General features: G+C 41.3%; 14 protein-coding genes. 11 read left to right on the top strand and 3 right to left on the bottom strand.

The window, feature by feature from the left end; genetic code table 11:
• Positions 1-77: 77 nt before the first annotated feature.
• Entirely contained in the window at positions 78-686 is a 609-nt protein-coding gene (locus H5154_RS21720; RefSeq protein WP_182719585.1) for a paraquat-inducible protein A, read from the bottom strand.
• Between the two features lie 47 nt (positions 687-733).
• The gene (locus H5154_RS21715) at positions 734-2008 is read right to left on the bottom strand and encodes an EAL and HDOD domain-containing protein (protein ID WP_182719584.1); all 1275 of its coding nucleotides are present in this window, start codon (positions 2006-2008) and stop codon (positions 734-736) included.
• Positions 2009-2263: 255 nt separating this feature from the next.
• On the opposite strand from H5154_RS21715, the gene H5154_RS21710 reads away from it, so the two are divergent.
• Complete coding sequence (locus H5154_RS21710) at positions 2264-2830, top strand: alkylphosphonate utilization protein (protein WP_145238171.1); 567 nt, start codon at positions 2264-2266, stop codon at positions 2828-2830.
• Between the two features lie 149 nt (positions 2831-2979).
• Positions 2980-3795, top strand: coding sequence for an META domain-containing protein (locus H5154_RS21705; protein WP_182719583.1), 816 nt, complete (start codon positions 2980-2982; stop codon positions 3793-3795).
• 51 nt (positions 3796-3846) lie between these two features.
• Here H5154_RS21705 and H5154_RS21700 read toward each other — a convergent pair whose 3' ends face one another.
• Positions 3847-4686: a 23S rRNA (adenine(2030)-N(6))-methyltransferase RlmJ gene (locus H5154_RS21700; protein ID WP_149980512.1), complete on the bottom strand. Its 840-nt coding sequence runs from the start codon at positions 4684-4686 to the stop codon at positions 3847-3849.
• Positions 4687-4920: 234 nt separating this feature from the next.
• Here H5154_RS21700 and zapB point away from each other — a divergent pair, with 234 nt between their 5' ends.
• The 9 genes from zapB (at position 4921) to H5154_RS21655 (ending at position 12305) form a co-directional block, all read left to right on the top strand.
• Positions 4921-5151 (top strand): cell division protein ZapB, encoded by a 231-nt coding sequence (zapB, locus tag H5154_RS21695; RefSeq protein WP_145238165.1) that lies wholly within the window; start codon positions 4921-4923, stop codon positions 5149-5151.
• Positions 5151-5450 carry a cell division protein ZapA gene (locus H5154_RS21690; RefSeq protein ID WP_149980511.1) on the top strand — a complete coding sequence of 100 codons (300 nt, stop codon included), beginning with the start codon at positions 5151-5153 and terminating at the stop codon, positions 5448-5450. The genes zapB and H5154_RS21690 overlap by 1 nt, the downstream gene beginning before the upstream one ends.
• Before the next feature lie 108 nt (positions 5451-5558).
• Positions 5559-6578 carry an MBL fold metallo-hydrolase gene (locus tag H5154_RS21685; protein ID WP_149980510.1) on the top strand — a complete coding sequence of 340 codons (1020 nt, stop codon included), beginning with the start codon at positions 5559-5561 and terminating at the stop codon, positions 6576-6578.
• A 54-nt stretch (positions 6579-6632) separates the two neighbouring features.
• Positions 6633-8123, top strand: coding sequence for a LysM peptidoglycan-binding domain-containing protein (locus H5154_RS21680; protein ID WP_182719582.1), 1491 nt, complete (start codon positions 6633-6635; stop codon positions 8121-8123).
• Positions 8124-8199: 76 nt separating this feature from the next.
• Complete coding sequence (locus H5154_RS21675; protein ID WP_149980508.1) at positions 8200-8688, top strand: peptidylprolyl isomerase; 489 nt, start codon at positions 8200-8202, stop codon at positions 8686-8688.
• 9 nt (positions 8689-8697) lie between these two features.
• On the top strand, positions 8698-9426 hold the full coding sequence (locus tag H5154_RS21670) for an SDR family NAD(P)-dependent oxidoreductase (RefSeq protein ID WP_149980507.1): 729 nt from the start codon (positions 8698-8700) through the stop codon (positions 9424-9426).
• Positions 9423-10265 carry an amidohydrolase gene (locus tag H5154_RS21665; RefSeq protein WP_182719581.1) on the top strand — a complete coding sequence of 281 codons (843 nt, stop codon included), beginning with the start codon at positions 9423-9425 and terminating at the stop codon, positions 10263-10265. Before H5154_RS21670 ends, H5154_RS21665 begins: the two co-directional genes overlap by 4 nt.
• 50 nt (positions 10266-10315) lie before the next feature.
• On the top strand, positions 10316-11893 hold the full coding sequence (locus tag H5154_RS21660) for a S41 family peptidase (protein ID WP_182719580.1): 1578 nt from the start codon (positions 10316-10318) through the stop codon (positions 11891-11893).
• A 31-nt stretch (positions 11894-11924) separates the two neighbouring features.
• A complete protein-coding gene (locus H5154_RS21655) occupies positions 11925-12305 on the top strand; it encodes a hypothetical protein (RefSeq protein WP_149980504.1) in 381 nt (126 codons plus the stop codon).
• Positions 12306-12353: the final 48 nt, after the last annotated feature.

Below are 12353 nucleotides of genomic sequence, written 5' to 3'. Positions count from 1 at the left end.
TTCTAGGTTCTAGGTTCTAGGTTCTAGGTTCTAGGTTCTAGCGAAGTTTATGATAACTATTTAGTTAACACAAACGTTTAACTATTTTTTGGCGTAACTTTAATTAAGCTGCTGGCGGCGATGGCAAATAAGCAATAACCGGTAAAGTACCAAAAACCTGCACCAAATTCAGCATGCATGTTGATCAATTCCCCCATCTGGCCATCGGCGTTACCAGCAAGGTAAGCCACAATCAAAGCAATGACAAAAACATCTACCATGCTCCATTTACTCAAGCCTTGTATAACTTGACCGAGTATATGCTTTAATTTGTTCATCGGTATTAAACAATAAACTAATTGCATCAACAGTTTTAAAGCTGGCACCACAATTGAAAACAATGCTACCAATGCTGCGACTAGGTAATTTTTATTATTGGCAAGTTCGTTAACCGTGCCCCAAATGCTCCGTGTTTTTTTATAAGCACTAATTTCACCTTCGAGTTTATCAAGGCCCAACATGCTCGACGCCATCATTAACATATTGCGGGTATGACGGTCACCTTCATCAGCAATCATAGCAATGCCTGTTTTGGCGAGCTTTGATTTATCAATTTTCCCCTCAAGGGTTAGCACAGGCTGAGTAACGCCAGGTAATAACAACGCCAGAGCAATTAAAATAGTCGTGATCGGCAGTAATAAACGCATAGTCGTCTTTTAAAGTATATTGATAATGGCGCATCATACTCAAGGTATTAAGTATCTTCAATAATTGAGGCTAAAACCTCATCGCCGTATTGCCGTGCTACGAGCATGGCATTATAAATAACATCGATGGGAGAAGCTGGCCGAATGGTTTCTAACAATTTAACTGCTAATGGCCAATTATCTTCCTCTACCGCGCGAGCTAACTGCAAAGTAGCACCTAACATACCGTTAAAGTTAAGCAGTGCACTCGATAAATCATCGCCTAAACAAAACTCTTTTGCGATAACATCCAGTTCCATATTTAAAATAGCATCGAGCACTGACATCAAGCCAACTAAGTAACCACGCTGAGACATTTCCTTACCGCCAGGCTCTAGCATTAACTGCATGAAATGCGCACGAGTTAACCCCAACTTAGTTAGTTCACTAGGTTTATCAACCCCTAGTTCACTAAGGGCCAACACTCTTACAAATTGACGAATTGCATCTTCACCTAAATAAATAACCGCTTGTGAAATAGAGGTGATCACTAAATTTTGGTTACCAGAGCGTGCATTCACTAATTTAAGAATACGAGCAGTTAAACCGACGTCTTTAGCTACCCGCTGGTGGACTTCATCAAAATCGAGATCTGGGCGCGACGTACAGCGCAGCAAATCAAAAACAGCAAATTTAGATGGCTCAACATTATGGTAGCTGAGCATTTCTGGACGCGCGAAAAAGAAGCCTTGAAAGTAATCGCAGCCGGCACTTTTTAGCAGCATAAATTGTTCGTGCGTTTCAATTCGTTCAACTATGATTTTTACATCAGGAAAACGGCGTTTAAGCTTTTTTAACAGCATATTGGTTTTAATGATGGGCTCTTCAACTTCAAGCTTTATATAATCAACTAAATGTAATAATGGCTCCCATTTTTCATCTCCATCATAATCATCGAGAGCAAAAGTATAACCCTCTTTTTTTAGAGCCGTAACTCGATTGGTCACTTTATCAATGTTGTCGGCTCGTTCAACAATTTCTATTACTGCGCTATCGGGTTGCAATAATTTAGGGAAATCATCTAGTAGGGCATCTGAAGAAAGGTTTATAAAAGCGCGTTGGTTCGCAGTAAGTTTATTTATACCAATAAGCATTAAAGCGTTAAAAAACAGCCGCCCAGTAGCCTGACCATCTGTTGTGCCAATAGGGAATGCGTTATTTATCGAATCTCGATACAGTAATTCGTATGCATAAATGCCTGTTTCAGCATCAAAAATAGGCTGCCTGGCAATGTATTGTGTAACAAGTTTTGGCACCTCGGCGGTTATCTGCGTATTAAGCATATTATTTCCTGCTAATAACTATAGTGACTCTTGCCAGCTAAATTGTTGTTATTTTATGTACTCAGTATAGTAAGGTTTTTGCGCCTTGCCTAAACTTGTAAGTAATAATGCTCCTTTTATTGAATGTCTGCAAACCATCTGTAAAGTCAAAGTTTTCACTATACCCACACTAAAATAATGGATAAGTTCTAATTTGACTGATGATTGAGTATAATAAGGGCTTACTTTTCTGTTAACCCCCAAAAGAGCCTTGATATGAGCATTGAACAAGCCTTAGTTGAACGCAGTAATAACCAATGTGAGCTATGTACTGCAACTGAAAATCTTTCTGTATACGAAGTGCCACCTGTCACTGAAGCTCATTCAGATAAATGTATTTATACTTGCCAAACGTGTAAAGACCAAGTTGAAGGCACCACTGATATTACCCCTACTCATTGGCATTGTTTAAACGATAGCATGTGGAGCCAAACACCTGCGGTACAAGTGGTGGCGTACCGTATGCTAACCCGTTTAGCTGCTGATAATGGCTGGGCACAAGATGCGCTAGACATGATCTATCTTGAAGAAGATACGTTAGCATGGGCTAAAAAAGTACTTGCTGAAAATGATGATATTAAACATGTTGATAGCAACGGCGTGGTACTGCAAGCCGGCGATACAGTCACACTTATTAAAGATTTAGATGTTAAGGGCAGTAGCTTAACGGCTAAACGTGGTACTGCTGTGCGTAATATCGGCTTAACCAGCAACCCTGAACATATTGAAGGACGTGTGGACGGTCAGCGCATTGTTATTTTGACCAAGTTTGTGAAGAAGTAAATATCTCTGTGCCTACAAAAAGGTGCATTTATGCGCCTTTTTTGTTATTAAATAACAACTTAGAATAATTAAGCTATGATTAAGTAATCGCGCTGTAAACTACCCATAGATTAAAAATCAACCGATTCATTTATTTCAAGGAATAAACCATGCTATCGAACAAACCTTATACAGTTTTAAAATCGATTGCCAGCATTAGTTTATTGGCCAGCAGTGCAATGGTACTTAACGGGTGCAAGAGCCTACCTGATCCACAAACGAAACAAACCACTGAAGATGCAGCCATGGCCACTTTAACAACTCAAGTTAGCTACCTTGATCGCAGCATGTTAGGTCCGGGATCACAACTCACAGTGACTTTAGCTGATGTGTCAAAGATGGATACTGAAGCAGAAATAATTAGTCAACAAACTATTGATATCAATGGCGCACCACCTTATACGGTAGAGCTTAGCTACGACGCGAGCAAAATGGATCAACGTCATCGCTATAGCGTAATTGCACGTATCACTAATCAAGATCAGTTATTGTACGTTAGTACTACACATAACAATCCATTTGAGCAATCACAACAAGCACCTTATGAAGTAGTCGTGTCTAAAGTTGCGCCGCAAAAGCCCAATGTCGATTTAGTAAATACGTATTTTAAAGCTGTTACTATAAATGGCGTGCAAGTCACTGTTGAAACAAAAGAACCCTTTATTCAATTTAGTAAAGATAACAAAAGCCATGGCTTTTTAGGCTGCAATAATTTTGCTGGTAGTTATCAAGTAGATCAACAAGCACTGACATTCAGCCCGCAAGCTAGTACTAGAAAAATGTGCTCTCAAGGTATGGAACAAGAAACTGCAATGTCTGGCGTACTAGAAAATACTGCGACGTGGAATATTAATGGTGAATCACTCACCTTAAAAGATAAGCAAGGTAAAGTACTGGCAACCTTTAAAGCCGTGTATTTTAATTAACTCTAATCACTCTCTGTAATTAAACGCCCAGTGAACTGGGCGTTTCAATGTTTATTCGGCAACTAATTGCTCGCTGCGATAAAAGCCTGATGAATCGCTTAATAAGGTAACTAGTTCAGGTAATACCTTATCCATAGTTTGTTTTAACTTCCACGGTGGATTAATTACTATCATCCCCGATGCAGTCATGCCATGCACGTCAGTATCGGCTTCAGTCGCTAATTCAAATAACTGAATATTACGCATACCTGAAGCAATCAATCCCTCTTCCATACGCTCAATTCTTTCTCTGTCGACCACCGGATACCAAATCATGTAAGTACCAGTAGCAAAGCGTTGATAAGCCTTCGTTAATGTTTTTACCACAGTGTCGTAATCGTCTTTAATTTCATAAGGTGGATCAATGAGTACACATGCTCTGCGCGAAGCGGGGGGTAATAACCCCACTAGACCCGTAAAGCCATCCTCGCCGCGGACACGAATTGAGCGCTTACCGCTCATGTTTTCTTGTAGTAATGCCAAATCTCGCGGATGTAGCTCAAAAAACCAACCTTTGTCTTGGCGACGCAAGAAATGCTCAGCAATTTTCGGCGAGCCCGGATAAAAAGCTAATTGTTCTGTGTCATTAAATGATTTAATTAAATCAATATAATCATTTAGTTCCTGATGCTCACTGCGATGTTGATAAAGCTTAGCAATGCCATTTAGGTATTCTTGCGTTTTTTGTGCATCAGCACTGGCTAATTCAAAAAAGCCAGCTCCTGAGTGAGTATCGATATAGTCCAATGGCTTATCTTTGAGCGTCTGGTAACTTAATACCTGAGCTAATACCAAATGTTTAACGACATCGGCTGGGTTTCCAGCATGAAATGAGTGTCTGTAACTGAGCATAATATAATTTCGCTTAAATAAACTCATTGAAGTTAGTTATATTCTACAACATAAAACGCCAAGGGTCATAAATTGCTGGCCATTAAGTGAACCACTTATGAACAAATTAGTCGCTAGCCTGAACAGCTTATTAACATTAAATAAAAATCAGCCAAAACACACGTAAATGCTGGCATATAAAGCAACTTTGCTTTACATTTGCATGACAATAATCACAGTTTTATGAGCGCCTTTATGAATAACGATACCCTTTCTCAACTAGAACAATTGATCGACCAATTAATTAGCCAAAATTCACAGCTACAAACTCAGGTTAGCGAGCTTAAAGATAAAAATAGTAAGCTAATCGATGAAAATGAAATTCTTCAACTTGAAGTACTTGAAAGTGAAGAAAAACAAAAAGACACCAGCACAACTTTAACGGGTTTACTTGAGAAGCTACAAAGCGCCCAACAGGCTAACTAATGTCTGAGCTGCAAAACCAGCGAGTCACAGTTGAGTTGCTTGGTAAAGAGCAGCAATTTGCTTGCCCAGCTGGGCAAGAGGATGCACTCATTGCATCAGCCAAATACTTAAATGATTTGGTTGATCAAATGAAGCAGCGCTCAACAGTGCGCAATGATCAAAAAGCCTTATTAATGGCAGCCTTGAATATTAGCCATGAGTTACTCGAAGCAAAAACACAGCAAAGCGTTACCCAACAGCAGCAGGATCAACTCATCGATAAGCTCAGTGCTTACTTAGGGCAATCGTCAGCCGAATAAAAAAAAGCGCACTCGCGCTTTTTTTATTATCTCGTGGATTCCAGTATCAATTAAAAACAAAATCAGCTAACTTGCCTATTTTATTTTCTCTATTTTGGCAATACTGTTATGACTCACCCTTTTTATATCCCCACTCAGTTAACTGCACTTTTATTGCTAAGCTTTAGTCTTGTTGCACCCCGCTCTGCTGTTGCAGCAACACAGTGGCAAACAATCTCCCCTAACGTACAATTTTTAGAGCAGCAACGAGCCCTACGCTTTTATGACTCAAACCAAGTGCTCATTGAAGGTGATAAATGCGCGCTAATGTTTGATGCCAGTGGCGACTTTGCCGCTGTTGAAGCAACCGTTAAGCAACTAAAAAGCACCTTAAAAACCCCCTTGTGTTACTTAGTTGCTAGTCACTTCCACGACGACCATTTACTGGGCATGGCTATTTTGCAGCATCATTTCCCCGATGCTCAATTAATTGTCCATCAACAGCTTGCTACTGAATTTAGTCAACTCCAACAAACCTATACTAATAAACTTGATAGTTATGAAAAAAGTATCGAATTGAGTTTACAGCGTTTAGCCCAGCAGCCCGAAGCGCAACAACAGCACTGGCAAAACAAACTCAACTTAGCTAAGCAGCGATTATTACGATGGCGCCAGTATCAACTACAACCACCACAAACTTACGTTGTTGATAGCTTAACCATTGAACTTGGCAACTACCCAGTCACGATTAACGCACACCAAGCCCATACTAATGGTGATTTAACTCTCAGCGCCGAAAATCATCGCATTTTAGTCGGTGCTGATGTGGTTGATTGGCTACCTTATCCCGGCCATGGTAATTTTAATAACTGGTTGCAAATACTCACACAACTTCACTCAGATCAGCGCATCAAGATAATCCTGCCTGGCCACGGAAGCGTACTAAAACGAGACGATTTACAGCAACCATTAAACTTTTTGCACGCGATACAACAGCATGTAACAAACTATCCAGAGCAAGATTTAGTGCAATTACAGCAAAGCTTTAATCAGCAGTTTGCGAAAGACTACCAAGTTGATGAGATAGCACGAAAAGCTTACCCGCTGTTTCTAGAGGCTGGACTTAAACGAGTTAAACAGTCAAAATAGCGCTCGCACGTGGATGTGCTAGACTTTTAAAAGGATATTAATTTAGTGATGTTTATGCGCAGTTACCTCTTAGCCCTGTTTGTGACTTTAATTTTACTATCCGGTTGCCAAACAACTGAGCCATATTCAGCGCCAAGTGATACTGTGCAAGCTCCGGTTATTTTTAATCACGTTAAACCGTCATCAAATAGCTCAGCACAGCCCACAGATACCAAGCATAAAAAACAAAAAATAACATTAACAGCTCCAGCGCAACAAGCCGCTACATCACCTCAAGCGCACACTCGCAATAAAGATTTATGGCGACATATAGCCGACAACTTAACCATTCAAATTTACCTCAACAAAGCACTAAATAAACGGATTATCTGGTATACCAAGCAACCAAAATACTTACAGATTGTCAGTGCCCGGGCTGCGCCTTATCTTTATCATATTGTTAGTAAAATAGAGCAACGTAAGTTACCCATGGAATTAGCTTTATTGCCTTTTGTAGAAAGTGACTTTCGCCCGACTATTAGCTCCTCAGAACAAGCTGTTGGGGTATGGCAATTAGTCGGTGCGACGGCTCATCACTTCGGCATAAAATCAGATCAATGGTATGACGGGCGCAAAGATGTTCTCGCTTCAACAGATGCCGCTTTGGCCTATTTAGAGTATTTACATAAGCGCTTTGATGGCGACTGGCTACATGCATTAGCGGCTTATAATAGTGGCGAAGGACGTGTAAAGCGCGCCATCGCAGAAAATAAAAAGCGCGGCAAAAGCACTGATTACTGGTCGTTGAAATTACCCAAAGAAACCTCTGAATACGTGCCAAAGCTAATGGCATTAAGCTACTTAATACAAAACCCTCAGCGCGGATTATACCGCCCTAAACTTGCCAACAAAGCCCTTACAACTGAGCTTAACGTTGGCCAGCAATTTGATTTTTCGGTGATCGCCAATTTATCTGGTATTGGTCGCAGCCAACTACACAAACTCAATCCTGGCTATTTAAAAAACCAAAGCTCACCTAATGGCCCTCATACTTTATTACTACCACTGCAACAGCAAAGCTTATTAAGCAGCCAGTTCTTTAAAAATAATTTCACTGGCGAATATACAGTGAAAAAAAATGATACTTTGTACTCGATTGCCCGTCGTTTTGGATTATCAGTTAACAAACTAAAAGCGATGAATAACAAAACCTCTAATTTAATCGGTATTGGTGAAGCATTGATGGTTGGCCAACCTCGCACCATGCCAGACTCGTTAACTATCAATTATAAAATCAGTCCTTACCTTGAACAAACTGAAATAGCGATCCCCACTATCGCAATCCAATACCAGGTAAAGCCTGGTGATACTATCTGGGGAATCAGCCAACTTTATGATGTGCCGCATAGTGATTTAGCCCGGTGGAATAAACTTAGTGCCTCGAGTATTTTAACGCCTGGCACGCAGCTGGTGCTACATTTGCCGCAAGCAACAAAGGCCGTGTCACAATTGCATGACGAAGGTTTACTTTCAGAGCTTGCAAGAACCTTAAAGCAACCACACTAACCGAACCAGTAGTTTATAATCCGGCTTATTTAGCGTAAAATTAGCTTTTCATTACAGTTAAATTAAAGAGATCGGCATGCAAATTAGCAAAAACTCGGCAGTTGAATTTCACTACACATTAAGTGAAGCGGGCGAGCAACTAGAAACAAGTACTGGCAGTGAGCCGCTAACCTATATTCATGGTTTGGAAGGTATGCTTCCTGGTCTTGAAACAGCTCTTGAAGGCAAGGCTGCTGGCGATAGCTTCAGCGTGACACTTACACCGAGTGAATCTTACGGTGAACGTGTTGATGATCTTATTCAACGCATTCCTCTTAAACACCTTCAAGGTGACACTAAAGCATGGAAGCCAGGCATGACAGCAATGGTTAGCTCTAATCAAGGCCGTCATCAAGTAACGATCGTGAAAGTAGGTCGTTTCAATGCTGATTGTGATTTAAACCACCCATTTGCAGGCAAAACTCTAACGTTTGATGTACAAGTACTTAGCGTACGTGAAGCAACCAGCGAAGAAGTATCACACGGCCATGTCCATAGCGAAGGCGGTTGTGGTCACAACCACTAAGGAAATTCCATGTCAAAGGTTGCTATCGTTACAGGCGGCAGTAAAGGTATAGGTCGTGCTGTTGTTAAGCGTTTTCTAAATAATGGTTACCAAGTACATAACCTTGATCTAGAACCTGCAGATTTAGGCACTTGGCACCACTGCGATGTGAGTAATGTTAGCGCAGTAAAAAAGGTTATTGCAAAGATTGCCAGTAATGGCAAATGTATAGATGTGTTGGTATCGAATGCCGGCCGTCATCTAAGCGCGACAATTGAAGACACTGACGAAGCAACCTTCGATAGCTTGTTTGCACTTAATGTAAAAGGTGCCTACGCGGCAATTCAAAGCGTGTTACCAAGCATGAAAGCGCAACAAAATGGGGTGATTATTTTAATTGCCTCAGATCAAGCCATCATAGCTAAAAACAACTCGTTTGCGTATAACCTGACCAAACATGCGTTAGCCTCAATGGCAAAAACCACCGCATTGGATTATGCCCAGTTTAATATTCGCACCAATGCAGTGTGCCCAGGCACCATAGAAACACCGCTTTTTCATAATGCTATCGACGCATATTGTGCTCGTAGTGGCGCCGATAAAGCCACTATAGTTGCCGAAGAAGGCGCATTACAGCCACTCGGACGATTAGGCCAAGCTGATGAAGTCGCAGCATTAGTTACGTTTTTAGCCAGTGATGATGCCAGCTTTATTACCGGCAGTTTGCAAACCATTGACGGTGGTTACACCGCGCAATGAGTGAACGTATTATTGACCCCCACGTACACTTTTTTAATTTAGTCCAAGGGCAATATGATTGGCTACAAGGTAACAATCCTGTGCCTTGGCCAAATTTAGATACGATTAAAGCGCCCATAAGTGTTAACCAATTACAGCATATAAGTCAGTTTGAAATTGCTGGCCTAGTACACATTGAAGCAGGCTTTGATAACCAGCACCCCATCAATGAACTGCACTGGCTAGCTGAGCACTTAAGTGGCCACAATTATAAAGCTATCAGCTTTGCCAATATTAACAGTCATCCCGACGATTTTAATAATGCAATTACCGCTTTATCACACCCAAGCTTAGTGGGCATTAGAGATATCACCGAAGGCGCTGATGCCATGCGTTTAAGCGATGCTACATGCCATGATAACTTAGCGCTATTAGCCAGTAAGCAGCTGATATTTGAAGCTCAATTTGAAGTTGAAAAGCTTACAATTACCCAACAGCTAATCAACTACTGCCAACAACTTCCGCATTTACAATTAATAATAAACCATGCGGGCTTACCCAATAATCTGTCAATTTGGCAGCAGGGGATCAGCCAATTAGCGCAACTACCTAACTGTTGGATTAAATTTTCAGGCTTTGAGCTACTCACCGCACAGCTGCAAACTCAGCAACAGCAGTGTTTTAACTTTATTCTGCAACACTTTGGTCAGCACCGCGTTATGTTTGCTAGTAATTTCCCTGTGTGTCAAATCAACGCGAGTTATCAACAGCGTTGGTCAAACCATTTTGAGCTGTGTAATACTCATAGTTTATGGCAACAACTTAGCTACAAAAATGCGCAGCACTGCTACCAAGTTTAATTAAAAACCGCTATATTGGGTTTATATTGTATAAAAAATAGATCATCACTATGGCTGTTTCCTCTATTCAAAAGCTCACTATTGGGCTTTTCAATGTTTCTTTTCTAGCGCTTCTTTCTGGCTGTGGTGGCGGTAGTACAATGACCGACAACAACAATAACAGCAATGGTGATGGCGACACTGGTAACAGTATCAATTGGACAAAAGGTGTATTTCAACCCTCAAGTAATTTTTATCAACAATGCCAAGCATTAAACGAAAAGCACTGGCTGCGCTCATGGAGCAATGAAACCTACCTTTGGTATGACGAAATTATCGATCGTGATCCAGCGCTGACCCCTGCTGTAAATGAATATTTTAAATTACTAAAAACCGAGCAAATTACCGAGTCAGGCGCAAACAAAGACAACTTTCACTCTAGCCTGCCAACTGCACAATGGGAAGCCCAAAGCCAATCAGGAGTGACTTTTGGTTATGGTTTTAAAGTTAAATTAATCAGCTCTACAGCACCACGTCAAGGTGTGATCAGCTATACAGAGCCCAACTCACCTGCAAGTGCGCAAAATATTGCCCGCGGCTTTGAGATTTTAGAAATCGATGGTGTTGATTTTATCAATGCCAGCACGCAAGCAGAGGTCGATATCCTCAACGCGGGTTTATATCCAACTCAAACCGGTAAAAGCACTACCTTCGTATTCAAAGATATTAATACCGATGGAACCCGCGAAGTTATTTTAAACTCACAAACGATTACTTCTAGGCCAGTCACAAACGTGAAGACTTTAGCTGATGGCACTGTTGGTTACTTTCAATTTAATAGCCACAATGCAATTGCTGAAAAACCGCTTTATGATGCCTTTAATAATCTCAAAGCAAGTAATGTCACTGATCTGATTATTGATATTCGTTATAATGGCGGTGGTTTTTTACAAATGGCCAGTCAAGTTGCTTATATGATCGCAGGCCCCGCGAACACCAACGGTAAAGTTTTCGAAAAAACCATTTTTAACGATCAACACCCAACCTTTAACCCTGTTACTGGGCAACGTTTGGAGCCTGTGATGTTCACCGATGAATTTGTTGGCTTTGCCGAGAACCCGGCATTAATACCAGGTACACCATTACCAAGCCTTAACTTAAAACGCGTTTATTTATTAACCACTAGTAGCACTTGCTCTGCCAGCGAAGCGATAATAAATGGCTTACGCGGCGCTGATATTGAAGTTATTCAAATTGGCGCTGGTACTTGCGGCAAACCTTATGGATTTTACGCCACAGATAACTGCGATACGACTTACTTTAGCATTCAATTTACTGGCGAAAACAATAAAGGTTTTGGTGAATATTCAGATGGTTTTGCGCCGCAAAACACCACTGACAATGCCCGCTTACCAGTACGCATAGCCGGTTGCGCCGTTGCTGATGACTTTAGCCACCAGTTAGGCGATCCTGAAGAAGCGGTACTAAAAGCCGCGTTGGGTTATCGTGATAATGGTAGTTGTCCAGCAGCCAGTTCAATAGCCAGTAAGCAAGGTTTTGCACCTGCACGCTTTGGCGATACCCCTGCAGTATCAGATACACGGGCTGGATCTCTTGCTGAGCAAAATAAAATACTGCCTTCGCATTAAGCGTTAGCATTAAACTCAAGGCAGAATTGTTATGCTAAAAGAATGTTCATTATCAATACTAACCGCGCTCTTGATCAGCGGCTGCTCTGTGCAAAGCAGTGAACCAACACCAAAATTACAGCATGCATTACTAACAGAGCCTCAAGGGGAACTGATTGCTCAAGGAATTGCTCGCCTAATGCGCTCAGAGAAGATTGCAGTAGCTAATGATGTGTTTATGAAGCGCAGCTTGATGGTCGTTGATAACGTCACTAAAACCGACGAGCTTGGCAACCCTATTATGGGTAAACAGCTAAACATGCCAGACCGTTTTGAATTACTGATAAAAAACAACCTATGCTTTGTACGTCATCTCGATAGCAAAGCCACCGAGCCGCTACCGGATGTACAATGCAAGGTGAATGATATCTAGGTGCTAGGTGCTAGGTGCTAGGTGCTAGGTGCTAGGTGCTAGGAAAAT

It is taken from the genome of Pseudoalteromonas sp. SR44-5, assembly GCF_014163675.1.
Classification (GTDB): Bacteria; Pseudomonadota; Gammaproteobacteria; order Enterobacterales; family Alteromonadaceae; genus Pseudoalteromonas; species Pseudoalteromonas rhizosphaerae.
The sequence above is the reverse complement of the archived record's forward strand: the minus strand, read 5'-3'. Positions and strand labels throughout refer to the sequence as shown.

What these genes read in the sequence shown, in the direction of transcription:
- H5154_RS21685 (WP_149980510.1), top strand. Translation starts at nt 5,559, where the DNA reads ATGACTCACCCTTTTTATATCCCCACTCAGTTAACTGCACTTTTATTG.
- H5154_RS21715 (WP_182719584.1), bottom strand. Translation starts at nt 2,008, where the DNA reads ATGCTTAATACGCAGATAACCGCCGAGGTGCCAAAACTTGTTACACAA.
- H5154_RS21670 (WP_149980507.1), top strand. Translation starts at nt 8,698, where the DNA reads ATGTCAAAGGTTGCTATCGTTACAGGCGGCAGTAAAGGTATAGGTCGT.
- H5154_RS21665 (WP_182719581.1), top strand. Translation starts at nt 9,423, where the DNA reads ATGAGTGAACGTATTATTGACCCCCACGTACACTTTTTTAATTTAGTC.
- H5154_RS21690 (WP_149980511.1), top strand. Translation starts at nt 5,151, where the DNA reads ATGTCTGAGCTGCAAAACCAGCGAGTCACAGTTGAGTTGCTTGGTAAA.
- H5154_RS21720 (WP_182719585.1), bottom strand. Translation starts at nt 686, where the DNA reads ATGCGTTTATTACTGCCGATCACGACTATTTTAATTGCTCTGGCGTTG.
- zapB (WP_145238165.1), top strand. Translation starts at nt 4,921, where the DNA reads ATGAATAACGATACCCTTTCTCAACTAGAACAATTGATCGACCAATTA.
- H5154_RS21675 (WP_149980508.1), top strand. Translation starts at nt 8,200, where the DNA reads ATGCAAATTAGCAAAAACTCGGCAGTTGAATTTCACTACACATTAAGT.
- H5154_RS21655 (WP_149980504.1), top strand. Translation starts at nt 11,925, where the DNA reads ATGCTAAAAGAATGTTCATTATCAATACTAACCGCGCTCTTGATCAGC.
- H5154_RS21660 (WP_182719580.1), top strand. Translation starts at nt 10,316, where the DNA reads ATGGCTGTTTCCTCTATTCAAAAGCTCACTATTGGGCTTTTCAATGTT.
- H5154_RS21700 (WP_149980512.1), bottom strand. Translation starts at nt 4,686, where the DNA reads ATGCTCAGTTACAGACACTCATTTCATGCTGGAAACCCAGCCGATGTC.
- H5154_RS21680 (WP_182719582.1), top strand. Translation starts at nt 6,633, where the DNA reads ATGCGCAGTTACCTCTTAGCCCTGTTTGTGACTTTAATTTTACTATCC.
- H5154_RS21710 (WP_145238171.1), top strand. Translation starts at nt 2,264, where the DNA reads ATGAGCATTGAACAAGCCTTAGTTGAACGCAGTAATAACCAATGTGAG.
- H5154_RS21705 (WP_182719583.1), top strand. Translation starts at nt 2,980, where the DNA reads ATGCTATCGAACAAACCTTATACAGTTTTAAAATCGATTGCCAGCATT.